General features: G+C 61.6%; 17 protein-coding genes. 4 read left to right on the top strand and 13 right to left on the bottom strand.

Translation table 11 applies throughout. From position 1 onward, the window contains the following. The first annotated feature begins 68 nt into the window (after window positions 1-68). The gene (locus NVV77_RS17155) at window positions 69-1,094 is read left to right on the top strand and encodes a LacI family DNA-binding transcriptional regulator (protein WP_295415175.1); all 1,026 of its coding nucleotides are present in this window, start codon (window positions 69-71) and stop codon (window positions 1,092-1,094) included. A 65-nt stretch (window positions 1,095-1,159) separates the two neighbouring features. Here NVV77_RS17155 and NVV77_RS17160 read toward each other — a convergent pair whose 3' ends face one another. The 8 genes from NVV77_RS17160 to NVV77_RS17195 form a co-directional block, all read right to left on the bottom strand. Then, on the bottom strand, window positions 1,160-2,248 hold the full coding sequence (locus NVV77_RS17160) for a LacI family DNA-binding transcriptional regulator (protein ID WP_295415176.1): 1,089 nt from the start codon (window positions 2,246-2,248) through the stop codon (window positions 1,160-1,162). Between the two features lie 76 nt (window positions 2,249-2,324). Continuing rightward, window positions 2,325-3,392, bottom strand: a complete 1,068-nt coding sequence (locus NVV77_RS17165) for a Gfo/Idh/MocA family oxidoreductase (RefSeq protein ID WP_295415177.1) — start codon at window positions 3,390-3,392, stop codon at window positions 2,325-2,327. Beyond that, window positions 3,389-4,243 (bottom strand): sugar phosphate isomerase/epimerase, encoded by an 855-nt coding sequence (locus tag NVV77_RS17170; RefSeq protein ID WP_295415178.1) that lies wholly within the window; start codon window positions 4,241-4,243, stop codon window positions 3,389-3,391. Before NVV77_RS17170 ends, NVV77_RS17165 begins: the two co-directional genes overlap by 4 nt. A gap of 3 nt (window positions 4,244-4,246) precedes the next feature. Then, window positions 4,247-5,653 (bottom strand): CehA/McbA family metallohydrolase, encoded by a 1,407-nt coding sequence (locus NVV77_RS17175; RefSeq protein WP_295415179.1) that lies wholly within the window; start codon window positions 5,651-5,653, stop codon window positions 4,247-4,249. Window positions 5,654-5,656: 3 nt separating this feature from the next. Next, complete coding sequence (locus NVV77_RS17180) at window positions 5,657-6,760, bottom strand: ABC transporter ATP-binding protein (protein WP_295415180.1); 1,104 nt, start codon at window positions 6,758-6,760, stop codon at window positions 5,657-5,659. A gap of 6 nt (window positions 6,761-6,766) precedes the next feature. Beyond that, window positions 6,767-7,597, bottom strand: a complete 831-nt coding sequence (locus NVV77_RS17185; protein ID WP_295415181.1) for a carbohydrate ABC transporter permease — start codon at window positions 7,595-7,597, stop codon at window positions 6,767-6,769. Window positions 7,598-7,599: 2 nt separating this feature from the next. Then, window positions 7,600-8,499 (bottom strand): carbohydrate ABC transporter permease, encoded by a 900-nt coding sequence (locus NVV77_RS17190; protein ID WP_367178666.1) that lies wholly within the window; start codon window positions 8,497-8,499, stop codon window positions 7,600-7,602. A gap of 176 nt (window positions 8,500-8,675) precedes the next feature. Beyond that, complete coding sequence (locus NVV77_RS17195; protein WP_295415183.1) at window positions 8,676-10,025, bottom strand: extracellular solute-binding protein; 1,350 nt, start codon at window positions 10,023-10,025, stop codon at window positions 8,676-8,678. Between the two features lie 305 nt (window positions 10,026-10,330). Between NVV77_RS17195 and NVV77_RS17200 the strand changes: the two genes are divergently transcribed. Both NVV77_RS17200 and NVV77_RS17205 read left to right on the top strand, forming a co-directional pair. Next, entirely contained in the window at window positions 10,331-11,371 is a 1,041-nt protein-coding gene (locus tag NVV77_RS17200; protein WP_295415184.1) for a LacI family DNA-binding transcriptional regulator, read from the top strand. A gap of 11 nt (window positions 11,372-11,382) precedes the next feature. Then, the gene (locus NVV77_RS17205) at window positions 11,383-13,299 is read left to right on the top strand and encodes a DUF5054 domain-containing protein (protein ID WP_295415185.1); all 1,917 of its coding nucleotides are present in this window, start codon (window positions 11,383-11,385) and stop codon (window positions 13,297-13,299) included. Window positions 13,300-13,381: 82 nt separating this feature from the next. Here NVV77_RS17205 and NVV77_RS17210 read toward each other — a convergent pair whose 3' ends face one another. From NVV77_RS17210 to NVV77_RS17230, 5 genes are all read right to left on the bottom strand, one after another. Continuing rightward, on the bottom strand, window positions 13,382-15,442 hold the full coding sequence (locus NVV77_RS17210; RefSeq protein WP_295415186.1) for a M3 family metallopeptidase: 2,061 nt from the start codon (window positions 15,440-15,442) through the stop codon (window positions 13,382-13,384). A 90-nt stretch (window positions 15,443-15,532) separates the two neighbouring features. Beyond that, window positions 15,533-17,359, bottom strand: a complete 1,827-nt coding sequence (glmS, locus tag NVV77_RS17215; protein ID WP_295415187.1) for a glutamine--fructose-6-phosphate transaminase (isomerizing) — start codon at window positions 17,357-17,359, stop codon at window positions 15,533-15,535. A gap of 149 nt (window positions 17,360-17,508) precedes the next feature. Continuing rightward, the gene (locus NVV77_RS17220; RefSeq protein ID WP_295415188.1) at window positions 17,509-23,265 is read right to left on the bottom strand and encodes a M10 family metallopeptidase C-terminal domain-containing protein; all 5,757 of its coding nucleotides are present in this window, start codon (window positions 23,263-23,265) and stop codon (window positions 17,509-17,511) included. A gap of 8 nt (window positions 23,266-23,273) precedes the next feature. Beyond that, window positions 23,274-23,993 (bottom strand): tetratricopeptide repeat protein, encoded by a 720-nt coding sequence (locus tag NVV77_RS17225; protein ID WP_295415189.1) that lies wholly within the window; start codon window positions 23,991-23,993, stop codon window positions 23,274-23,276. Beyond that, the gene (locus NVV77_RS17230; RefSeq protein WP_295416190.1) at window positions 23,977-24,879 is read right to left on the bottom strand and encodes an MJ1477/TM1410 family putative glycoside hydrolase; all 903 of its coding nucleotides are present in this window, start codon (window positions 24,877-24,879) and stop codon (window positions 23,977-23,979) included. Before NVV77_RS17230 ends, NVV77_RS17225 begins: the two co-directional genes overlap by 17 nt. Window positions 24,880-25,096: 217 nt before the next feature. On the opposite strand from NVV77_RS17230, the gene NVV77_RS17235 reads away from it, so the two are divergent. After that, window positions 25,097-25,792, top strand: coding sequence for a hypothetical protein (locus tag NVV77_RS17235; protein ID WP_295415190.1), 696 nt, complete (start codon window positions 25,097-25,099; stop codon window positions 25,790-25,792). Window positions 25,793-25,816 lie beyond the last annotated feature (24 nt).

Consider the following 25,816-nt stretch of genomic DNA (forward strand, 5'->3'; position numbering starts at 1 on the left):
CGGTGCTAACAGTCTGCTAGCAATTGGCTTACACAGAGGGGAATCTATCCCCGCACCAGGGAGCTCAGGTGGAAAAGCGCGCGACCATGCACGAAGTGGCCGAACTGGCGGGAGTTTCCCAGGCCACGGTCTCGCTGGTGCTCAATGGCGTCCCCAATGCCCGAGTCTCGAAAGCCACCCGCCGCCGCGTGCAGGAAGCCGCCGAGCAATTGGGCTATCGCCGCGGCAAGGCGCACGCCGTCCCCGCCGGCCGCCAGCGCGTCATCGGTCTCTTCATCGATGAAGTGTCGACGACCCCCTTCGCCGCCCAATTCCTCGAAGGCGCCCGTGACGAAGCCGCCCTGCAGGACGTCACCGTCGCCACCTTCTGCACCGGCAACAGCCCCGCCCTCGAACAGGCCGGCCTCGACATGCTGGTCGCCCAAAACGCCATCGGCGCCATCTACACAACGCTCATGACGCGCGAAGTCGTTGTTCCCAATGCTTTTTCCGCCCTGCCGCTGATCCTTCTCAACTGCTACGAAAAGCGCCTGAAACACCCCGCAGTCGTGCCCGGCGACATCGTCGGCGGCTATATGGCAACCGAAGCCCTTCTCAAGGCCGGCCATCGGCGCATTGCCCACCTCGCCGGAGAACACGACACCGCCGAAGCCGCCATCGATCGTGAAAAGGGTTTCAGGCAAGCCATGGAAAAAGCCGGAGTGCCGGTCGATGAAAGCCTCGTCACCCTCGGCGGCTGGTCCATCCGCGCCGGCCGCGAGCGCGCCCTGGCCCTGCTCTCTCGCCCCGATCGCCCCACGGCCATCTTCTGCTTCAACGACCGCATGGCCATCGGCTGCTACGAAGCCGCCCGCATCCTCGGCCTGCAAATCCCGGAAGACCTCTCCATCGTCGGCTTCGACAACGAAGACATTTCCGCCAGCATGGACCCGCCGCTTTCGACCATGGTCCTCCCCCACGACGAAATGGCCCGCTGGGCCGTCGGCCAACTTTTAGACGGCTTTGACGACCTCGACGCCGACGAGCGCATGCAAAAACTTAAGATTGAGTGCGAGTACGTCGAGAGGAATTCGATAGCGCCACCAAGGTCTTGATGCTGCATTAGCCCTCATGGTGAGGTGCGAAGCGAAGCGCAGCCTCGAACCACGAGGGCGCGGCCCTACCCCCGCGGCTTATCCACCGAAGCCCGCTCCACCAGCGGGCACTCCAACTTCGTCAGCGGATAGCGATCATCATCAGGCCCATCAGCCAGTTGCTCGGCAATCCACTGCCCCATGGCCCGATGCGGCAGCACCGACGTCGTCAATTGCGGATGCAGATGCCGCGCAATTTCCTCGTCATCATACCCGACCACCGACATATCCCGCGGGATCTCATACCCCGCCTCTTTCAGCGCCTCATAACAGCCGATCGCCATGCGATCGTTCTGGCAAAAGATCGCCGTCGGCACCTCTGGCAAATCCAGGATTTTCCGCGTCGCCTCATAGCCGGCGCTGGCCGACCAATCGCCCGAAAACACCAGGTCCGCATCGAACGGAATATCCGCCGTCGCCAGCGCCCGCCGATACCCCTTAAGCCGATCCTGCGCCGCCTCCATCCAGATCTCGCCCGTTATCGTCGCAATCCGCCGGTGACCGCGCGTGATCAGATGATGCGTCGCCCGCTGGCCACCGGCAATTTCGCTCGGCACCACAGCGGGATAAGACTGCCCCGTCGTATAGCAATTGAGCAAAAGCACCGGCATATCAAGGTTTCTGAGCGCCAGCGGCAGCTCCACCTCGCGGGTAAAGATGGTCATATAGACCAGCGCCGAAACCCCTTGTTCGACAAAGGTTTCGATCAGCTCCGCCTCGACCTCGGGATCGTTCCGGCTCTGCGAAACGAAAACGAGATCCCCCGCCCCCTGCGCCGCCTGGCTCAACCCCTCAATCGCCTGCACTGCTTCGGGGCTCGTCGCGAGCTGATCGACAATAAACCCGATCCTTCCAGCGCGGCGGACCCGCTTGGCCTCCACCGCCACCTTCGCCTGCGGCAAGCCATAACCCAGCCGCCGCGCCGTCTCGAGCACCCTCTGTCGCGTCTCGCTCGATAATCTTATCCCCGGGGCATCATTTATGACGAATGATACAGTCGCCTGGGAGCAGCCGGCCTCCCGCGCAATATCGGTCATCGTAACCCGGCGCGAATTCGACCCGCTCTCTTTTCCGGAACGGGCAGGCTTCGCCAATGTGCGGGTTGAAGGAGGCATGACACTCAGAGCTAGATGCCGAAAAAGCTAATACACAATCAGCTAATATTAGCAAGCCACTGAATGCCAAGGTTTATTAGCGAAAATGTCGGCCGACCTCGGCAAAGAGTTTGAGGTCCTCCATGGAATCCTCAAGACTGGTCGTCGCCGGTAAGCCATTGGCAACACTATCGAAAAACGCGCCAAGTTCAATACGGAACGGGTCCTCATAGATCGGCCCGATCACTTCCGTACCGGTATCCGTATCCGTCGAACTTGTGATTTCCAACCGCGTCGGCAGGTTGCGGATATAGGGGGTGTCGTAGTTCATCTTGAAATGCTGAGTCTGGGTCAGCACCTCGATACCCGCATCGAACCGCGAGACATCGTCGATCACCGCCTCATAGAGCGCGGTGAAATGCCCATAGTCGAAGAGCGCTATCACCGTTTCGCCATTGTGCTGGGTCGCGTAACGCACCCCTTTTGGCTTGCCGAGCAGATCGCGCATTGCCGAAAAGCTGTGTGAACTCAAGCCCGTAAGCACCTGATAGGCCCGCAGCGCATCAGGCGGGCAATCCTCGCCCATCACCGAACGCAGCATGGTTTGCGTCCGCGCCCGGCCTTCGGCGATCAACTCACCCGGCACATCCTTGGGCTTGAAGACGTTGCGTGTCTGCGCCACGAAAAACGGCGCCTCGCGAATGATATCTCGCACCCGCACGTGGCGGATTTTTTCCAATGGCGGCAAGCGCTTCCTGAGTTCCGCAAAGGCCCGCGAGAACCGCCGCATATAGCCCACGAACACCACCTGCCCCGGCCGTTTCGGCAGCGATAGCAGCGGCTCAAGCTGCGCCGCGGTCAGGCAAGCAGGCTTCTCGATAAAGACGTGCTTTCCCGAACGAATGGCTTTTTCCAGCAGCTCGGCATGGAGATGATCCGGCGTCAGGATGAACACTGCATCCAGCTCCGGATCGGCAATCAGCGCCTCAGCGCTCGCATGCCGCGTCGGCACGCCATAGCGGTTCGCCACATAGTCGACGAGACTGGGCGACACGTCGGTTATCGCATTGATCTCAAAGCGATTATCGTCCGCCAGCAGCGGCAGGTGCATAAGCTGGGCGACCTCGCCGAGCCCGATGAGGCCAACCTTGAGAACCGCACTCATTCCGCGATCCCTTCCATATAGACAAGGTTCCGCGCCGCCAGTTGCAGCGGCGTTTCCGCGGCGTTTTCGGCGACATCCTGCTCGACCACGATGGGTCCATCAAAGCCCCGCTCGGCCAGAAGACGCATCACCGCCTGAATATCCACCGCCCCGTCAGGCAGCGGACACATCACCCCCGCACCATAGGATTTTGCGATAGACAGTTCCCCCGCCAGAACCCGGGCGCGTACGCGCGGATCGACATTCTTGAGGTGCATGTAGGCAATGCGGGAAAACACCTTTTCCATATAGGAAACAGGATCTTGGTCCCAAAAGGCATGGTGCCCGGTATCAAAGCAGAGATCGATTTCCGTATCGGACAGCAGCCGATCGATCTGCGCCTCCTTCTCCACCGCCGTGCCGATATGCGGATGAAAGCTGAGTTTCAGGCCATACTCGCCTTCGACCAGCTTCTGAGCGTCGCGCACCATTCCGACGAGCCCCTGCCAACCGGCCTCGTCGAGTACACCTTCCTGGCCCGCCGGATACCAATTGCTCTCATCCATGATGACGAGATGCCTGGCACCCAGTGTCTTCAGCAGCGTCGAAAGCTCGCGCAAGGTCGCCATCAGCACCGGCACGGAGGCCGCATCGCCAAAGGTGTGGACATGGGTCGCGCCAATCAGCGTCAGATTGCGCCTGCCCAATTCGTCGCGCAGCAGTTCCGCATCTTTCGGCAAAAAACCGAGCGGCCCCAGTTCAGTACCGCGATAGCCGGCCTCGGCCACCTCATCGAGATATTGCGACCACGAATAGTGATTGCCGGTAGGATAGGCGATGCCCCAGGAACAGGGCGCGTTGCCGATAAGCATGGATCAGGAACCGATATAGATTGGATTGCTGAGGGCGCGGCGGATCGGCTGGTCGGCCAGATCAGCACCTTTGAGTCGCCAAGGCAGTTCGCGGCCTTCGAGAGCGCCAGTGAACTCGGCCACCAGCCTTTCACGACTAGCGACCGCGACGATTTCTGCCCGAACGAATTTTTGCGGGTTTTTGACGGCGATATTCTGCTGCCAGTCCTCACCCGAAATTGGGACGTCAGCGATGGGGCCGGTGGCATCGATCAGCACAAGCCGGTCGCCCGCGGCGCCCCGAACAATGGCGGTTATCTCGGAGAGGCCGGCAGCCGTGCCGCCCATGACAATGCCCCCGCAGCGGATTTCGAGATGCGGCCCGGTCGGGCTTTCGGTCACATAACCATGGCCCGATTTCATCGCGGCGAGAACGGCGTCTTCGCTCAGTTCGGGCAGCCAGAAAACCGTGGTCGGACGAGCCAGAACCAGCGGGCCTTCGGGCAGCAGACGGTCGGGCTGGTGATAGTCCGAGCCGCCGATAGCCGAGAGCTTCAGGCCTGCCGCCAAGCGCTGCTGATAGCGTTCCAGCGAAATCCAGTTCCAGGCCATCCAGGTGGATTGCCACACTTCCTGGCAGTCGGCGGCGGGAAACTCGTAGTCCCAGGGAATGGTGGGCTTGTCGTGATTGATCGAGAGCAGCCCGCCCTTCTCATGCACCAGCTTTTCCAGCACATGCGCATCGGACGGCTTTGTCATGCGGAAGTCGATCCACTCATCGACCCCATAGACATTGGCGTGTCCAACGGCCGTAGTCACTTCCATCGCCCGCACGAAGACGAGATCAGGCGAGGACTGGGGGTGAAAATACCGTCTCTGGGTGATGGTGTTATGATCGGCGATGGCGAGGAAATCGAGCCCGGCCTGTTTCGCCGCCGCATGCAGCAATTCCGGCGCGCCGCGCGCATCGGAATGGAAGGTGTGGCAGTGGAGGTCACCCTTGTACCAGCCAGCCGTGTTGCGCACTGGGAAGGTCCGCGCCGGCTGCGGTTCCAGCTTTCGCGGCGACGCATCCAAGCTGATGGTTACGCTGACATCGGCGCCAACCTCGGGAACCTTGTAAAGGCCCAGAATGACGTTCCAGGTCCCCGGCTGTATTTCGCCATGGATATAGCCCGGTGTCGCATCGTCGGTGGCGATGAAATAACGATCACGCGCGCCACCGCTCCAGCCGCGAAAGCCCTCTTGGGTCGGATAACCCTTATCGCGGGGATCAAAGGCGCCGAGATCGATGATGCAATCCTCGGCCTTGGGATAGGCCAGCGTCACATCGATCCGCGTCGTGCCGAATGGAACCTCGAATGGAATGTAAAAGTATGGATTCCGCGCCTGATCGGTGCGGGTCACATGTGCGGTGATAGTCTTGGACAAGGCCTATTCTCCCAAGGCCGGAATACGCTTGCCGGCGCTATCAAAGAGATGGACGTGCTCGGCCGAGAAACCGAGCGTCACCACCTTGGACAGATCAAGATGATCATCGGTGAAGATGCGCGCCGTAACGCGGGCGCTGTCGCCACGGTCTACGGTGACGAGGCTTTCCGGCCCCATATTTTCATTGGCAAAGAGCGGCGCCGTGATGGTGTTGACGGCGCCTGCCGCGGCGATCCCCAGATGCTCCGGCCGCACCCCCAGCGTCAGCTTGCCGCTCGCCGTCAATGCCTTGCCGATGGCATCGGTCATGGCAAGGCCGGCTATGGTCAGCCCCTCAGCCTTCAGCACCAGCTTGCCATCGACCTGCGCGCCTTCCACCTCGACCAGATTCATCGGCGGGTTGCCGACAAAGTTCGCAACGAAGGTCGTGGCCGGCCGGCGATAGATTTCGATCGGCGAGGCAAACTGCACGATATGCCCCTGATCCATCACGGCAATGCGCGTCGCCAATGCCATGGCCTCGGCCTGGTCATGGGTCACGTAGACAGCCGTCATGCCCATGTCGCGCTGCAGGTGGTTGAGGAAACCACGCGCTTCGAGCCGCAGCTTTGCGTCGAGATTGGAAAGCGGCTCGTCGAAAAGATAGACCTTTGCCGGATAGACCAAAGCGCGGGCGAGCGAGGTGCGCTGCTGTTGGCCGCCGGAAATCTGGCTCGGCAGACGGTCCATCAGGTGCCCGATTTTGAGGACATCAGCGACTTCTTTGGCCCGCCCATGGCGTTGCGCCACCGGCTCGCCGCGGACTTTCAGCGGATAGGCGATATTGTCGGCCAGGTTCATATGCGGGTAGAGCGCATAGTCCTGAAACACCATGGCGATGTTGCGATCCTTGGGGTGGAGATGTGTAACTTCTTCCCCGCCGATCAGGATTTTCCCCGAAGTCGGGGTTTCGAGCCCTGCCAACATGCGCAGCGAAGTGGTCTTGCCGCAGCCAGAGGGACCAAGGAGACAGACGAATTCCCCATCGCCGATATCGAAGCTGACGTCCGCGACCGCCTTGAACTCGCCAAAGCTCTTGGTGACGTTTTTGAATTCAACAGATGCCATAAGTGCTTAAGCCTTGATGCCGCCGAAGAACCGGAAGCCGAACTTCCAGCTGACGAAGAGATAGAGAACGATGACAGGCAGCGAATAGATCAGCGAATAGGCTGCCAGGAGCGTGACGATGGGCGTGCCCGCTTCCGAATAGAACGAGTAGATGGCGACCGAGGCCGGCATATTGCTGTCGCTGCGGAGCAGAATGAAGGGGATCAGGAACGAGCCCCAGATATTCACGAAACCCCAGACCACGACGACCACGATGCCCGGCCGGATGACCGGTAGCGCCACATCGAAAAAGGCCTGCACCGGCGAGGCTCCCGCCACCATGGCGCTTTCCTCGTAGGATTTCGGGATCGAGTCGATAAAATCGCGCAGGATGAACATGGCCGTCGGCAGGAGGCCGCCAGCAAAGGTCAGGATCACAGCGAGATGGGTATCCATGAGGCCCGCGGCCGAGACTATGAGAAAGATCGGCACCATGGCCGCGGAACCCGACACGACCGACGAGAACAGCAGCAGGATATAGGTCACCGCACCCTTGCCGGGGATGGACGAGCGGCTGAGCGCATAGGCAGCCAGCGTCGCCGCCGCACCCACCAGGATGACCCCGCCGACAGCCTGGATGAAACTGTTCCAGAGCGCCTGCACGGCATAGGAATTGCCGAAGACCGTCACGAAATTGTTGAGCGTCCATGGGTCAGGCAGAGCCAGACCCAGCTCCGCGCGCGCATTGAACGGCGCAAAGAGGAACCACAGCAGCGGCAGCGCGAAGATGGCGCCGATCAGCGCGGCGAGCGCCGAAAAGGCAATGCGACCGACAAAGGCGGGAATGGTGAGCTTCATGGTCAGCGCCTCTTCTTGCGGCCGATGCTGAGGTAGATCAACGCGAAAGCCAGGTTGATCAGCATCATGATCACGCCCACCGCCGCACCCTTGCCGAACTGAAAATCCTGGAAGGCAACGCGATAATTGTAGATCGACACCAGCTCCGTCCGGTAGCTCGGCCCGCCATTGGTCAAGAGGAACGGCGTGAAGGTATTGAACGTCCACATGGTGATGAGGATGAGATCGGTGACGATATGCCCGCGAATGAGCGGCAGTCCGATGTCGCGGAATTTCTGCCACGACGAGGCACCGGCAACGTCGGCGGCCTGGAAATAGCTTGGCGGGATCGACGAAAAGGCCGAGTTGAACAGCATCATCGAGAAAGCAGCGCCGCGCCAGGTGTTGAACACCACGATGACCCAGAAGGGTTGCTGCAACAGGAAGTCGCCGGGCGGCAAGCCAAGGCCTTCGAGCAGCATATTGAGTGTGCCCTGATCGCGATCGAGGAACGCGAACCAGGCAAAACCGATGACCACCTCGGGCAGGATCCAGGCGGCAATGACAAAGGTTTCCGTAATGCGCTTCACCCATGGCGGCACGGTCTGGATCAGCCAGGCCAGCAACAGGCCGAGCAGCGCCTGGCCCAGCAGCGCCGAAGCCAGCACGAATTGCGTCGTCAGGATCAGCGAGAAGCCGAATTGCCCGCGCTGGAAGAAAGTCGCGGGGTCAAAGAGCGAGAGATAGTTAGCCAGACCGACGAACTCGGGATTGAGCGCGGTGCGCCCCAGCAGCGTCCGGTTGGTGAAGGAAACAAAGATCACCCAAAAGAAGGGCACGATGACGAAGACCGAGACCAAAAGGCCGGCAGGCGTCAGGAAGGCGGCGCCGGCGCGATTGGAAAGCAGCGCAAAATTGCGCACCTTCTTCGGCTTGGCCTCGATGGGTTCGGTGGTCATGGATGGCCCCACAGGTCTGGGTCAGTCGTGAGCACATGCGGACCTGCCGGCATGTGTAATCAGTCGCGCCGCCACGTAGCGACGTCAAAAAACTCCCGCAAACCCGGCACCCCGAAGGGCACCGGGTCGACGTGGGAGGACTAGAGCAGGCTGACGGTGTTGTCTTCGCCGACGATGGCGATCACGGCCGCCTTGTACTGAGCCATGGCGTCTTCCGGCGAGAGTTCGCCCGAAACCACGGCTTCGGTCATGCGCTGGATTTCCGAGGAAACCGCATTGTAGTTCGGATCGTTCGGACGCGCCGTGGTCAGCGGCAGCAGCGTCTGGCTGGTTGCCGTGAGGAACGGGCTGTTCGGGATTTCGATATCCGTACGGGCGGTAATGCGCGGCTGGATGGCCTGGAAGGCATTCTGCATTTCCGGCTCGTTCATGAACGAGAGGAAAGCCCAGGCTTCCTTGGGCGAGTCAGTCGCGGGGTTGATCACAAAACCCGTACCACCCGAAATGGTCACGAAATCCTGGCCGCGAATACCTGCACCCGGCTCCTTGGCCGGAATCTTGGCCCAGCCCATGACTTCGTCACGGTTCGGCACGGCAAATTCCGCACCTTCCGGCGTGACCGAGCGGTAGAAATAGTCGCCTTCGAACAGCAGTGCCGTCACGCCATCACGGAAATTAGCGAAGGAGCGATTGCGGCCATCGGCCAGGAGCTGGGCGCGCTGGTCACCAAGCTGCTCGTCGACATAGATGGTCTTGTAGAGATTGAGCGTGTCCAAAATGCCCTGGCTCGAAACGACGAACTTGCCGTTCTCGTCGGTCACCTTTTCGCCCGTGCCGAGCAGCGCCAGCCAATAGCCCTGCATGGTCGTGGCTTCGCCCATCGCAACGCCCGCATTGAGCTGGATGGGGAAACTGTCGGGCTTGATCTTCTTGATGGCGCGGGCGGCGTCGAGCACCTCTTCCCACGACGTAGGCTGCCAGTTTTCACCATCGATGCCGGCTTCGGTCAGAATGTCCTTGCGCGTGTGGATCATGCGCACGTCGGTCCCGAGCGGAATGCCGTAGAACTTGCCCTGATATTCCATCAGCGAGCGTGAACCATCGGACAGTGCCGCCCAGCCGGACCAGTCATTGACTTCTGGACCAGCCACTTCGTCGAGCGCCTTCAGCAGACCACCTTCCACGAAGGAGGGAATGAGGAAGCCATCAAAGGCGGAAACGTCGGGGCCGGCGCCGGTCGAGAAGTCGAGCGCCAGCTGCTGGGTGAGCTGCGCATCTTCGCCGCCGAACTGGTTGAGCGTCACATTGACATCAGGATGGGCCGCCTCGAAAGCCGGAATGACACTTTCTTCGATCCACTGGGCGGTGCCGCTGTTCACGCCGCCGATGACACAGCGGCAGGTGACATTGAGATCCACGGCAAAGGCAGGAATGGCAACCGAGGTGGCGCCGATAAGGCCGAGCGCAAGCGCGCGCATACGATTATTCATCGTAGGTAATCCTCCCGAAATGGTGGCTCCGAATTCTCCGGTAGCCGATCTTGGCCAGAACGCTCCCCGCGTCCGACCATCACAGAATGAACACGTTTTCATTTCTCGTCAATGCGGAGAATTCGCAGAGGAGAAAACGGGTGTAACGAGCACATTTGCTGTATGGCAGGCTTCCGAGACATTCCGGTGACAATCAAGGCTGACATTGCGAGTCAACCGCTTCACGGCTAACTTGACTCCCGGCTCCCTTACAGCCATTGAATTGAACACGTTTTCACTCCTAGCGAGTGGATGGGAGGATTATCGTGACCGACACTGAGCAGGCCCCGCGAGGGCGGGCGACTGCCGAAATGGTTGCCGCGCGAGCCCAGGTTTCGCGCGTCGCCGTGTCACGCGCCTTCAATCCGCACACCTCGCTCAAGCCTGAAAAACGCGAGCTGATCCTGAAGATCGCGCAGGAGCTGAACTACACGCCAGACCGGGCCGCCCGGGCCCTGGTCAGCGGGCGTTCGCATCTTGTCGGCGTCATCGTGCCCGATGTGTGCAGCCATTGGGAAAGCCAGGAGATCGACGCACTGACCACGGCCCTGCAGGCCGAGGGCTTTGCCACTCTGCTGTTCAAGACGCGCACCGACTATTCCATGGACGAGCAATTGCTCGCCTATATGCGCGGCTTCAATCCAGACTCGGTTATCGCCTTCGTCGAGAACGTGAAGCCACATACGCTCGCGCGTTTCCTCGACCGCGCCGTGCCCATCTATGTGCACTACCCCCTGCCCGGCACCAGCGAAGAGGCGGAAGACGACCCCCTGCATGATCGGCTGAACGTGCTGCAGCGCGATGGTATCGATCAGGCCGTCGCCCTGCTTCAGGGCTTTGGGGCCAGACGCATCGCCTACCTCTCCGGCGCCGAAAAATCCCGCGCCAATACCTCGCGCGAGCGCACCCTGCGCCAGGTCATGGCCGATCGCGGCCTCGCGCCGCCCGTCGTGGCGCGCGGCGATTTCAGCTATGACTCCGCCTACCAGGCGACCATCGATCTCTTCCGCGTTGGCGACGGCGCCGATGCCATTTTCGCTGCCAATGACGTCGGCGCCTTCGGCGTCATCGATGCCCTCCGCCACGAACTAAAACTGCGCGTGCCCGAGGATGTCAAAGTCATCGGCTTCGACGACATCGCCCAGTCCCACTGGAAAAGCTACAATCTCACCACGGTGAAATTCGATCTCGACGAGCGCGTCCGCGCCCTCGTCCGCCTGATCCTCCGCCGCCTCAACAATCCCGATGCTCCGGGCTTCCAGGAAACCCTCAACACCCGGCTTGTCGTACGCGGCACCGTCGGCTGAACCTCTTTGCCATGACCAAAAAGATCCACCTCGTCTTCAAGACCCATCTCGATATCGGCTTCACCGATCACGCCTCACGCGTTCGCGCGCAGTACCACAATCAGTTCATCCCCCAGGCTATCGCCACCGGCGAGCATTTTTTCGCCGAGAACCCTGATCAGCCCGAATTCATCTGGACCACGGGCGCCTGGCTGATCTGGGATCATCTGCATTCGCAGGACGCCGAACGGGTCAAAAAGCTCGAACGCGCCATCGAGCGAGGCCTGATCACCTGGCACGCCCTGCCCTTCACCACCCATACCGAGCTGATGTCGCCGGCCCTGTTCCGCGCCGGGCTCTCCTTCTCGCAGGAGCTCGACCAGCGCTTTGGCCGCCACACCACGGCCGCCAAGATGACCGACGTTCCCGGCCATACGCTCGGCATGGTGCCACTCCTCGCCGAAGCCGGCGTCAACTTCCTGCATCTGGGCGTCAACACGGCGAGCCCCGTCCCCGACGTGCCGCCGATCTTCCGCTGGCGCGCGCCACATGGCGAAGAGGTCGTGGTGATGTACCAGGCATCCTACGGCGCCACCGACTTTCCCGCCGGCCCGGAAATCGGCCTCAGCTTCGCCCATACGAACGACAATATCGGCCCACAAAGCGTCGGCCAGACCGTCGAGGCCCTGCGCCACATCCGCCACGAAAACCCTGATGCCGTGGTCACCGCCTCCACGCTCGACGCCTTCGGCTCCGAGATGTGGAGCCGCCGCGAAGAGTTTCCGGTTGTCACCGAGGAAATTGGCGATAGCTGGATCCACGGCACCGCCACTGATCCACAAAAACTCGCCCGCTTCCGCGCCCTTCAGCGTCTCTATGATGGCTGGGAACCGACCGAAGCCCGCCGCGCCTTTGCCCGCGGCCTGACCCAGGTTGCCGAACACACCTGGGGCGTCGACATCAAAACCTATCTCCGCGACGACAGGGCCTGGGACCGCGCCGACTTCGACAAGGCACGCAAGGCCGACTACCGTTTCGCCTATTCCGAACAATCCTGGGCCGAGCAGCGCGCCTATATCGACACCGCGCTCGCTGAACTCGACACCGCCGACCGACAGGCTGCCGATCGCGTGCTCAGCGAAACAACGGTGACACCGGCCGCCGAACCCACAGGCAGTGCGGCAAGCCTAAGTGACGGCGGTTGGACCGCCGAGCTTGACCCCACCACAGGCAGCATCGCCGCCCTCACCGCTCCCAATGGCACACGCATCGCCGGCAAGGACGGCGTACTCTTCGGCTACACCCACGAAAGCTACGACTGGACCGAGCTCCAAAAGCACCTCGATTCCTATCTGCAGCACCGTCAGGAATGGGCCATTCTTGACCACGACAAGCCCGGCCTTAGCAGCGCGAAGACGGCACGAACCGAAGCCGTGTCGCCTGTCTCTCAGGGCATTGGCGGCACCACCAGCATCGCGGCCCTGCCCGCGGACGCACATGCCGAAATCGGCGCCCCCGCCCGCTGCGACATCACCCTTCGCGGGATCAACGACCGACAGGTCGAAGTGATCCTAACCCTGCGCAGCAAGCCGGCCAATCGCATGCCCGAAGCCGGTTTCTTTCGTTTCACTCCGCAGGGCGGCGAAAGCTGGCGACTGCAGAAACTCGGCCTTTGGCATGACAGCCAAGCCATAGCCCGCAAGGGCGGCGGCCAACTGCAGGCGGTCGAGGCAGTCGAGGTGAATGCCGGCGGGCAGGTGCTGAACCTGGCCCTGCTCGACGCAGCGCTGGTAGCGCCCGCCGCCTCGCCCTTCATCCCCTTCCAGGCCGAACGCCCGGACTTCTCCGGCGGACTTCGCGTCAATCTCTACAACAACAAATGGGGCACCAATTTCCCCATGTGGTGGGAAGGCGACGCAAAGTTCCGCTTCGTGCTGACGCTTCAGTAGGCCTCCGACGCAAGCAAACACTCGATTGTCACCCCGGCCCTAGGCCGGGATGACAGCCGGTGGATTTAGTGGAATGGGGTGGCTACCCCGCCACGCCATCCTCAATCGGGATCAAATCAGCCAGCCCGCGATCTTCCAGCAGCCCCTTCACATCGGGATCGCGTCCACGGAAGAGACGATAGGCCTCCGCATAGTCGCGCGAGCCGCCGGCCGAATAGACATATTTGTAGAGCCTATCCGCAGTTTCCTTGTCGAAAGGATCACCCGCTTCCTCGAAGGCGCCATAGCCATCGGCATCGAGCACCTCTGACCACAGATAGCTGTAATAGCCGGCCGCATAGCCATCGCCCGAGAAGAGATGCAGGAAATGCGTGCTGGCATGGCGCAGCGCGATTTCCTTGGGCATGCCGATATCGTCGAGCGTCTTGCGCTCCAGCGCCGGAATATCCTCGTTCTCGCCAATGATGGCTGAGTGATAGTCCATGTCGAGGATTGCCGAAGACACGAACTCCACCGTCTCAAAACCCTTATTGGCCTTGCCCGCCGCCGTCATCCTGTCGAGCAGCGCCTGCGGGATAGGCTCGCCGGTGCGATAATGCACCAGACGCGCCAGCACGGGTTTGGACTCCAGCCAGTGCTCATAAAGCTGCGATGGCAATTCCACGAAATCCCGCACCACGCTGGTGCCGGCAATGCGCGGATAGGTGACGTTCGACAAGAGACCATGCAGCCCATGCCCAAACTCATGGAACACTGTCCGCGCCTCGTCGAGCGACAACAAGGCGGGCTGCCCCTCAGGCGGCTTGAGGTAGTTGCAGGTATTGACGACAAGCGGAATGACCGCACCGTCGAGCTTGGCCTGCTTGCGGAACGAGGTCATCCAGGCGCCACTACGCTTGCCGGCGCGGGCAAAATAATCGCCATAGAAAATGCCGATCGTTTTCCCTTCGCGCTGCACTTCCCAGACGCGCACATCAGGGTGATAGCCTTCGATATCCTCGCGCGGAACAAAGCTCACGCCGAAGAGCTTTGAGGCCACATGAAACGCGGCCTCCACCACCTTCCACAGTTCGAGATAGGGCTTGATTTCGTTCTCGTCGAAATCGAAGCGCGCCAGCCGCAGCTTCTCGGCATAGTAGCGCCAGTCCCAGGCGGCGAGTTTGAAATCGCCGCCCTCCTCGTCGATCAGCCCCTGCAGCGCCACCCGATCGTCAAGCGCTCGCTGCCGGCCCGGCTTCCACACCTGTTCGAGCAGCCCCCGCGCCGCCTTGGGCGTGCCGGCCATGCTGTCGGCGAGCTTATATGCGGCATAGCTCTCATAGCCGAGCAACTTCGCCTGCTCACCGCGCAACCGCAGGATTTCGCCGATTATGGCGTGATTGTCGCTCGCATTGCCATTTGCGCCTCGCGTCACAAAGCCACGCCAGACCTTTTCGCGCACGGCGCGATCCCGCGCAAAATGCAGCACTGGCTCGACGCTGGAGCGCGACGTGGTCACGGCATAGGGCGCGTTGAGCTTGCGATCCCGCGCCATTTCGGCGGCAGCGGCTCGCGCAAAATCAGGCAGCCCCTCAACCTCGGTTTCGCTCAAGGCAAAGACCGTGTTCTGCTCATCGGCCAGCACGTTCTGCCCGAATTCCGTGCCGAGCACGGCAAGCCGCTCGACGATCCCGGCAAAGCGTTCGCGGTCGGCCAGCGACAGTTTCGCCCCCGAACGGACGAAATCGAGGTGGTAGCGCTCCAACACCCGCAACGCCTCGGCATCGAGTCCCAGTTCCGCGCGCTTTTGATAAAGCGCATCAATCCGCGCAAAGAGCGCGGGATTGAGGAAAATCGCGTTCCAGTGGCGGGCCACAACCGGCGCCAGGTCGCGCTCGATGCCCTGCAAGGTCTCATTGGTATTGGCAGACCCAAGCTGGGAGAAAACGAGATCAACCCGATCAAGCTGCGCGCCGCTCCGTTCCAGCGCGACAATCGTGTTCTCAAAACTCGGTGCATCCGCATCGCCGACAATGGCCGCAATCTCGGCCTCATGCGCCTTCAGCGCCGCCTCATAAGCCGGCTTGAAATGCTCGGTCTTGATCTCGGCAAAGGGCGGCACGCCAAAGGGCGTCGCCCACTCTTCGAAAAACGGATTGGTCATACCAAAGACTCTCCTTTGCAGGAGAGAATGGGATCGCCGACAAAAAGGGACAAGTGCACTTGTCCCTTTTGCCGCAAATACTTCCCGGCCCTATTCCACCGTCACCGACTTGGCGAGATTGCGCGGTTGGTCCACATCGGCGCCGAGATGCGCCGCCGTATGATAGGCCAGCAACTGCACGGCAATCGCCGCCACGATAGGCGCCACGAACGGATGCACCTCCGGCAAAACGATGCACTGCTGCGCCATGCCGCCATGCATTTCCGCACCCTTGGGATCGGTCACAAGCACGATGCGCCCGCCCCGCGCGGCTACCTCCTGCATGTTGGAAACGGTCTTTTCCGAAAGCTCGTCAGATGGCGCAATGACGATGACCGGAATGGTCTCATCGACCAGCGCAATGGGGCCATGCTTGAGTTCCCCCGCCGCATAGCCCTCGGCATGGATATAAGAGATCTCCTTGAGCTTGAGCGCGCCTTCCAAGGCAATCGGATAGAGCGGCCCCCGCCCAAGGAACAGTGCATCGCTGGCCTTGCTGATGCTCCTGGCGATCTCGGCAATTTCATCTTCAGCCAACAACGCATTGGCGATGGCACCGGGCAAGGTTTCGAGCGCCGTCACCAGCTCTTCCCCCTTGCCACTATCCAACACGCCACGCGCCCGGCCTGCCACAACCGATAGACAGGCGAGCGTCGTCAGCTGCGTCGTAAACGCCTTGGTGGAAGCAACCCCGATTTCCGGCCCGCACCGCAGCGGAAACACCGACTTGGACTCGCGGGCAATGGTCGATTCTTCGACATTGACGACGCTGGCGATGTGCTGGCCATTCGCCGCGCAATAGCGCAAGGCCGCCAAGGTATCGGCCGTCTCACCCGATTGCGAAATAAACAGCGCCAGCCCCTCGGGCGCCAATGGCGGTTGCCTATAGCGGAATTCGGAACCCACATCGATATCGACCGGCAGGCGCGCATAGCGCTCGAACCAGTACTTGCCGACCACACCTGCTAGATAAGCCGTACCACAGGCCGAAACCGTCATCCGCGAGAGATCTGCAAAATCGAAGGAGAGCGGGTCCTGCACCGCCAGCGTCCGCGCACCACGATCGACGAACCGGCCAATGACCCGCGAAACCGCATCCGGCTGCTCATGAATTTCCTTGAGCATGAAGTGGCGATAGGGCCCCTTCTCGACGATATTGGACGAGGCATTGGTCTGGTGCACCACGCGGTTGACATTGGAACCCTCGCGGCTGCGGATCGCCGCCTGGCCCGGCGTCACGACGGCCCAGTCCCCTTCCTCGAGGTAGGTCACCTTATCGGTAAAGAGCGACAGGGCCAGCGCATCCGAACCCAGGAACATTTCCCCATCGCCATAGCCCACCGCCAGCGGCGAACCCTGACGCGCTGCGACCAACATCTGCTCCTCACCGTGGAAGAGGAAAACCAGTGCAAACGCCCCCTGCAGTTTCGACACGGTCGCCTGAACGGCGGCCACCGGCGATAGACCCAGATCCATCCACCGCGTCGCCATCATGGCCACCACTTCGCTATCGGTCTGAGTCAGCGGCAGATAGCCATCGGCCGCCAATTCCACCAGCAGTGAGCGATAGTTTTCGATGATCCCATTGTGTACCACGGCGACGCGCGGCGTCGCATGCGGATGGGCGTTGAGTTCGGTCGGCGCACCATGCGTTGCCCAGCGCGTGTGCCCGATCCCGATCGTGCCCGCCAAGGGATCAAGGGTAAGCTTATTGGCAAGGTTGACCAATTTTCCAGGGGCGCGTCGGCGCTGGATTTCGCCGTGGTCGAGGGTCGCAATTCCGGCGCTGTCATAGCCCCGATATTCGAGCTGCGCCAAGGCGCTGACCAGGCGATCGGCCACCGGCTTGCAGCCGGCAATTCCAACGATTCCGCACATCTTTGTCTCCCTGGGAGATGAGGCTGTGCTCAGGCTAGGCGGGGTTGTTTGCCCCGGCATTGATGGCAGTCAACGCCGGAAACACAAATGCCCGGCGTGGGGGTTGCCGGGCATCTGCGCGATGACGTGGGGGCGTCATCGAAAGGGGGTCACAGGATAAAGTCGCCAACCCCCAATTGAATGAGACCGGTCAGCTCGACTTGGAAATCGGCGACGCGATCGCCGTTCATGTCGCCGAGCACAATGGTCTTGTCGTTCGTCGTCCCCGCCGGGTCCTCCACCCGCCACTGCAATTGGCCCCGAACCCCAGTGAACGCCGCCCCTTGCGGGGCAAGGAAGGAAAAGGCCTGATTGCCCAGCAGCAGCGTATTGGCGTCGATGGCCGAGAAGTCGAACTTGTCCTGGCCGGGCGTGAAGTCGGTAATGACATCGCGCGTCGTGGTCGTATTGCCCATTTCCGAGGTGGCGGTGAAGATGAAGGTGTCGTTGTCGGCACCGCCCGTCATCACGTCGCGCCCGGTCCCGCCGGTGAGACGGTCGGCACCAACCCCGCCGACAAGTGTATCGGCGCCACCCATGCCGAGCAGGATATCGGCGCCGACCCCGCCATCGAGAACGTTGGCGGCCGAAGAACCGGTAATGGTATCGGCACCCGAACCACCCGTGACATTTTCGATGGTCGCGAGAATGTCGCTGCCGGTCTGGCTGCTTGAGGCGGTGCCATTGGTCAGGTTCACCGTCGCTGCGGCCGTGGTGCCGGACAGGTCATACCGATCCGTCCCGCCATTGCCGGTATAGCGATCATTGCCGTCCGAGAGCGTGGCAAAGAAAACGTCATTCCCGTCACCACCACCCGCGATATCATTGCCCTCATCGCCATAGATCGTGTCATTGCCGGCCCCGCCCGAGATCGTATCCCCGCCGGCAAGGCCCCGATAGGTATCGGCCGTGGCCCGCGCGGCCAGATTGTCCACGCCGGCCGTACCCATGATCGTGTTGGACGGCAGCAGATCCATCGCTGCGGTGCCCTGGGCCAGCTTCGTGCCGTTTGTCGCGGTATAGCTGAAAGTGACCCCGGTATCGTTGTTGGCTGGCGGCGTATAGGTCCACTGCCCGCTGCCAAGCGCCACAAGGGTGCCAATCGATGCGGTGAGCGAATTGATCGTCACCGTACCGGTGATCCCGCCCCCGACAAGCTCGGCCGTGGTGATCGTACGCGCGGTATTGGCCATCAGCGGCGTCAGCGTCGTATTGGCGAGCACATCGACCACCTGGGTCGTGGGCGCCGAGAAGATCGTCTCGGTGGTGAGGCTGCCATCGCGATAGGACACGGCGACCCGGACCAGTTGGTCCGCATCCGCCTGCACCAGGCGATAGGTTGCGGCCGTCGCCCCGGCGATATTGGTGAACACCGTGCCATTGCCGCGCTGCCATTGGTAGGTGAAGGCGCCGAGCCCATCCGGGTCCGCGATCAGCGCAGTGCCCGCACTCAGAAGCACGTTTTCGACAGCCGATCCGGCAACCGTTGGCGCACCGGTCGGCGCTTCGTTGACGTTGACCACCGTGAGCACGATGGCCTTGGACAGGCTCAGGGGCCCGTCGGTCGCCGTCAAGGTCATGGCAATGGTTGCGCCCGCCTCGAAATTGACCGCCTGTCCCGCCTTGAGATAGAGCGCGCCGGTCGAGGCATCGATCTCGAAGCGGGCATCAGAGACCGTCACCACATTCATGCGCAGCAACGGGTCGGTATCGGGGTCAATCACCGCCAGATCGGCAATCTTGGTCCGCGCGGCCGTGTTCTCCGGCAGGGCCACCTGGTTGGAAACAACGATATCAGTGGGCGCCCGATTGATCGGAACCTGCCGCAAGGCAACCGTGTGGCTGCCGATGGCGCCAAGATCGAGCGTGAGGATATCGCCCGTCTGGCCGACGATCGTCGCGCCGGTCGCCTGATAGGTAAAGCCGACGGTCTGCTTGAGATCGATTGTAATGCGCCCTTCCCCGGCAATGGTGAAGTCGAGATTGGTGCCGTCACCCGTCAGGCTCACGAGCTGGGCACGCGAACCGATCGAAGTGATGTGGGTGACGTCGTCCACACTCGTTCCCAGCTGCACAGTGAAGGTGCCGCCATCAGCATCGAGGAAGACGCTGTCGGCATCATAGGCGTACCAGTTGGTGACCGACTTGATCACCTTGCCGGCAAGGTCATCGAGATTGAGCGCAAACGTACCCAATTGGCCCTGCTGGGGCGTGGCGTGCATGGTGATCACGTCACCAGCGACACTGAAGCCGAAATCGGTGCGCTCAAATGCTTTTATGCGCGCCGCCAGATCGGCCAGTGTCACGAATTCAGTGCCGGCGGCATGGGCCGCGGCGATGAAATTGGTGAACATCGCTGCGGTATAGGGCGAGGTCTGGCCCTCATCCAGCGACCAGGCAGTCACGCCATAGTCGTGCCAGGGCCAGACGACGATGGGCATGTCGGAATTGGCGGTGAGCTGAGCCCATTCGGCCGCCCACTTTGCCTCGGCCTGCTCGACGGTCAGCCCCAGCCATCCCATCAGGGTAAAGTCAAAGGACATGTTTGGGGCAATATAGACCTGGCCATCGGCGCCCGGCGCCAGATAGCCGATGGCCCCCGGATAGCCGGCGCCAAGCATGGAAGCCCCGCCAGAGAGATAGTCGTAATACTGGATGATCTGCTGGGCCGGCAGCAATTGCTCGGGCATGCCGGGCACAGCCGCGCCACCAACCGAATAGCCAAGATTGGCCTCCAGCACCGCACGGGCTGTAGCGAACTGGAAGGTGTAGGTCGCCTCAAGGAAGGCCTTCGAGGTCGCATCGAGTGCGCTCGGATTGGGCGCCGCGAGCACCTGGGCCAGCTTGGCATTGACCTGGGCCAGCGTCATCGAGGCCAGCGCCTCCCCGACAATGCCGGGGCCACCCGGCCTTGCGGCATATTGAGCGATACGCTGATCCAGCAGCGCCTGCGTCAGGACATTGGGCAGCAGGAAATTAGTGTCTTCAGGGTGCGTATAGGAGTGCGACCCGATCTCGTTCCCCATGGCGCGCATGGCGTCGTAATACTGCGATGAGATGAGCCAGTTGGTTTCCTGGTCGGGCGGATTGAAGCCGACATTGACGTAATAGGAGCCAACGAAATTGTAGTCGGTCTTCCACTGCTGCAGGAAGGGCAGCATAGCGTCATAGATGCCACCGTCGACGTCAAAGCTCTCCTGGCTCTGGTCCATGTCGTTGCGTGAAGCAAAGAGCGAAGTGTTCCGCGTCATATTCAACGACACGGTCGGACCAGCCACCTCTTCATTGACCCAGTCTATGGCCTGACCCAGCAGGTTAAGGTCACCCAGCAGCGCATCAGTCGAGAAATGCACATTGCGGCTGCCGGTAACCGTGCCCAGCACGGCGCCATGGGTCGTTCCATTGACCACCTGCTCGGCAATCACGCTGACAGAACCCGCAGTGGGATTGGCGGCCGAGAAATACGACGTCGCCGCCCCGGTATAGGTATGAATGGCGCCGTTCGCGCCATAGCCCTCGGTAATGGCGTGGCCCGTCGGAGTGGCCTCGATATTGACCGTTACCCCGCTCTCCCCACCCGTACGGTTGAGCCCGAACAGCGTCTGCATGCGCTCATAGGCATTGTTGGGCAGGCTCGCATTGGCGGCGTCATTGGTCATGAAGTCGCCGGCCGCGATGAGCGAAACGTCGTACTGGTACACAAGCTTGGTCAGCACATCGTAGATGGCCTGGTGATTGGCCGGCACGTTGCGGAACGAGGGAAACACGATCGCGTCGTAGTTGACCATCTTGGAGAGGTCGGCGAGATCGGCCTCGGATACGAGATCGAAGGGAATGCCGGCCGCCATGGCCTGGCTCTGCGCCGCCATGACCAATTGGGTATAAGCCATCGGGCTGAAATAGTTGTTGGCCGTGGTCTGCGAAAAGACGATGGCGATCTTGTTGCCGGTATCAGTCACCGCCGGCAACGAGGCCGGATCGTAAACCGTATAGGCGGGCGAGAGATAATTGGCCGGCAGGAAAACGCTGTCATTGACGTCGGCAAGAATGCTGACCGAGGTGACCGCGGCGCCAATCATCGTCTTGGGCACGGCAAATTCGATCGTCTTCCCATCCGGCCCCAACTTGTAGTCGATGGCCCCGACCAGAGTCTGCCCGGCCGTACCGCTATAGAGGCGTGCCACCCCGTCCGAGCCGATATTGACGTTGAACTCGGCGCCCCCGGCAAAGCCGAAGACCTGCGTACCGGTGGCCGCATTGCCATCAGTATTGAGCCAGAAGGTCGTATTCGGCCCGATGGCAACGGCACTCTTGAAGCCGAAGGTGAATTGGCCGTCGCTATATTGGCCATAGAACTCATGGCCATCGACCGTCGTCATCGGCGTTTCAAGCCGCTGGCTGGCCGTCCATTCCGTCAGCACACCATCGAACTGGCTCGGCGGGATCGAAGCCGGATCAACCAGCGTATAGCCGCCATTGGCATAGGTGGTCGGCAGGAAGACCGAATTGTTGACATCGGCCAGAAGGGTGATCGCCGTAACAGAAGCGCCGATCAGGCTGCGGGGGACGGCAAATTCCATGCTCATGCCATCCGGGGCAACTTTGTGATCGATCTGGCCGACCAGGGTCTGGCCATCGGCGCCGCTATAGAGCCGGGCAACTCCGTCCGCTCCGATATTGACGTTGAATTCCGCCCCGCCGGCAAAGCCGAAGATCTGGTGGCCGGTGGCGACATTGGCATCGGTATTGAGCCAGAAGGTCGTGTTCTGCCCAATGGCAACGGCACTCTTGAGCGCAAAGACAAACTTGTCCTCGCTCACGGTGCCATAGAGCTCATAGCCCGCAACAACGCCGGCGCCGGTATCAAGCCGCTGCGCCGCCGTCCATTCGGTGAGCAGGCCATCATAGGGTCCGGGGGGCACCACCACTGGTGTTGTCAGCACATAGCCACCGCTCGAATAGCTGGGCGGCAGGAAGACGGAATTGTTGATATCGGCGAGGATCACGACGCTGTTTACCGCCGGCCCGAGCAGGGCCTTGGGTACAGAAAACTCCATGCTGAGCCCGCCCGAGGCTATCTTGTAGTCGAGCGTTGCAACCAGCGTCTGACCGTCGGCCCCGCTATAGAGTCGCGCGACGCCATCCGCCCCGATATTGACGTTGAATTCCGCGCCGCCAGCAAAGCCCCAGATCTGGTAGCCCGTCGCGGTATTGTTGTCGGTATTGAGCCAGAAGGTGGTGTTCGGCCCGATCGGCACCGCGCTTTTGAGCCCGAAGACGAAGCTGTCGTCCGCCACCTTGCCATAGAGCTCATAGCCCGCAACGGTCTTTCCCGGCACATTGTCGAGGCGCTGATCCACGGTCCATTCGGTCAGCAGGCCATCAAAGACGCTCGGCGCCGGCGTCGTGATCGTATAGGCCGCCTGGGTATAGTCGGCTGGCAGGAAGACGGTATTGTTGATGTCGGCCATGATGCCGACGCTCGATATGCTCGCCCCCAAAAGGCTCTTGGGCAGGGCGATCTCCAGCACCCGGCGGTCAGCGCTCATCGCATAGGTGAGATCACCGACCAGGGTCTGCCCATCGGCCCCCGTATAGAGCCGGGGCACGCCATTGGCGCCGAAATTGACATTGAACTCGGCACCCGCCGCAAAACCCCAGACCTTGTAGCCGGTATTGATATTGGCATCGGTATTGAGCCAAAGCGTCGAGGTTGCGCCAATCGCCTGGGGCGAACTGAGGGCGAAGTAGAAAACGTCCCCTTCCAGCCGTCCATAGAGGGCATAGCCGGCAATGGTGGTGGCGGCGGTTTCCAGCCGGTCGTCAGCCGTCCAGTCGAGAAGTGCTCCGTCAAGAACAATGGCCATAATGGTTCCTACTCAATCGCCGTAAGTAATGGGGTTGCAGGGGAAGGCAGGTTCGTCAGGGCTAGGACTTGCGCGGATCGCGCAGCCTCAAATCGCCAGAAACTGCCCGATGGAGCGACCCAGACGGCCGCGCTTGCGCCATTGGGAGACAGGGCCTGCAGATAGGCGAGCCGCTCCAGAGATGGCGCATCCGAACGGCCGTCAGCGACCGCCCGGGTCAATAAGGACGCCTCGCCGGAGGTATCGCCCGTCAGGCGATAGAGCACGCGCAGCCGCGCAAAATCGGCATCGCTGGGACTGGCGTCGTAGATCCGGCGCAGGATCGTCATCTCGCCATGCACATCGCCCATCTGCCGGTAGAGATCGCTGAGCTCGCGCAGAGCCTCGATATTGTCGACATGCAACGCCGGCTGCTGACTGAGCAGCAGAGCAGCGCTATCGGGCTGTCGCGCCAGCATATAGAGCCTGAAGAGCATATAGCCCTCATAATCGTTGAGCGGACGATCCTCCTCAACAGCGACGAGAATGTTAATCGCATCGCCATAGCGGCCCTCTGCAAGAAGGCCCTCGGCCTTTTCTTCGGTGCCGGGGAGCAAGGCCAGCGTGCCTGCAAGACTCACGACGGCGAGGAGCATGATCGCTAGCAGCGTCCGGTCTGGCCGCGTCGGGGTCGCCGGCACGGCGCGATAGAGCTGTTTGGGATCCTGGAAACTAACGGGACCGGACATCGTCGAGCTCCCTGCTGCCGATGAAAAGCGGAACCCCGAGGGCATCGGCATTCTTGTGAGCCAGGGCCCTCGATTCCGCCGTATCGAGATATTCGATGAGAAAGACCGGCTTGCCCGAGGCGAGAAAGCGCTGCAGCGGCGTCAGGCTGGCGCGCAGCTCGCCCTTGGAATTAAGCGTGCCGTCGCCATCGAGGCCGAAGAACAGGTCTTCCTTGCCGACACCATCGATAGCCGCCGCATAGTCGGGATAGTTCAACAGCTCTTCGGCATTCTGGCCGACGACAATGAAACCGGGATGGGCGCTGCGGGCATAGGCGGCAATGGTCGAGACGAACTCGACCATCAATTGCATGCGGCTGGCCCGTGAGACCGCTGGGTCGGACACGTCGAAGGCATCGATTCGGTCGAGATAGACCCCGTCAAAGCCCGCCGCCATGATGCTGTCGAGATAGGCTTCCGGCCCGCCCAGGATCACGCTCTGCCAGGCAGGATCCCAGTAGTGCACCGCATAATTGCCCGGCCAATCCGGGTTTTCTTGCCCGAGCCAGCCTGGTGGCGAAGTCTGCCAGCTCCGGTTCCAGTATGAGCGGTAGTCCTCGGCTTCCCCGATGCTGAGATAGGCCAGCACAATGCGCGCGCCGCCATCGGGCTTGCGCTTCATGGCCATGACCTCGGATCGGCTGAACGCCTGCTCTGCCGAGCCATCGCGCGCATAGTCGATGACCATGAGATCATAGGGCGAATCTGCGACGAGATCGGGGTCCACCATCTGCAGTTGATAGCCCCAGCTGCGGGCGTCGGAGAGATGGGGGCGCACAGGCGTGGCGCAAACCGGGCTCGCCGAAACGGCCAGCGCCAGATGCATCATCACCGAGGCGCCAAGCATCGGCACGGAATGCAGTCTTCCGGATCTCGAACTGAGAATTTCGCTGATGCTCATCTTTTCCGCCGGGCGTTGCGCAGGCCGCTCCTGCGCCGTTCCCACAGATAGGACAGTGCCACCAGCACGGCATTGACGGCCATCAATGCGGTCCGACCTGCCCCCTCATAGCCTGATCTCGAACGACCTGCCGCGAACAGGCCTCTATTTTGGGAGTGCTGTCATGAACGAGCATATCAGTGCACAGAATTTGGTTCCCGACCCAGCCGTCCATGGCAGCGGCAGCACCGTGGCAATCAGGACCCTGCAGATCGCCACGCTCATCGGCGAAATCCTGCTCAGCGCCTATGCGCTGGCCGGCAATGGCTGGGGCACGGTGGCGCTGGGGCACCTGGGCATCGTCGCCGCCCTCGTCTTTGTGATCGTTTGCCTCGAACGGGCCAGGATCGACACCGGATCGCTGCAGACCTTCACCCTCTTGACCTTTGCCGGCGGGCCGATCGGCGCTGCAGCGGCCCTGCTCGGGGACCAGCCGATCTGGCGGCCCAAGGCCGACGCGCTGGACAAATGGTACAATACCATTGCCCCCGTCGAAGAGCCGGCCGTCACACTGGTCGACATGATCATCGACGGGCGTCTCATCAGTCCGCAGACTCGCCTGCCGCGCCCCTATGATGCGCTCCTGAGCACCGGGACCATGCAGGAAAAACAGGGCCTCCTGGCCTATCTCGCGATCGAGGACGACGAAAAATTCGTCGAGGTCGCCCTGGCTCTGGCCCTGCGCAGCACCGATCAACGCGTCCGCGTTCAGGCCGCCGCCGTCGCTGCCCATACGCGGGGCCGCAGTCGGCGCCGCCAATTGTCGAACATGAGTGAAAACGTCATCCAGGCCACGCTGGGTCGCCCCGCGGCGATCTGACCGCGGCGCACAGCGTTCTGCGAA

It is taken from the genome of Devosia sp., from assembly GCF_024707125.1.
Taxonomy (GTDB): Bacteria; Pseudomonadota; Alphaproteobacteria; order Rhizobiales; family Devosiaceae; genus Devosia.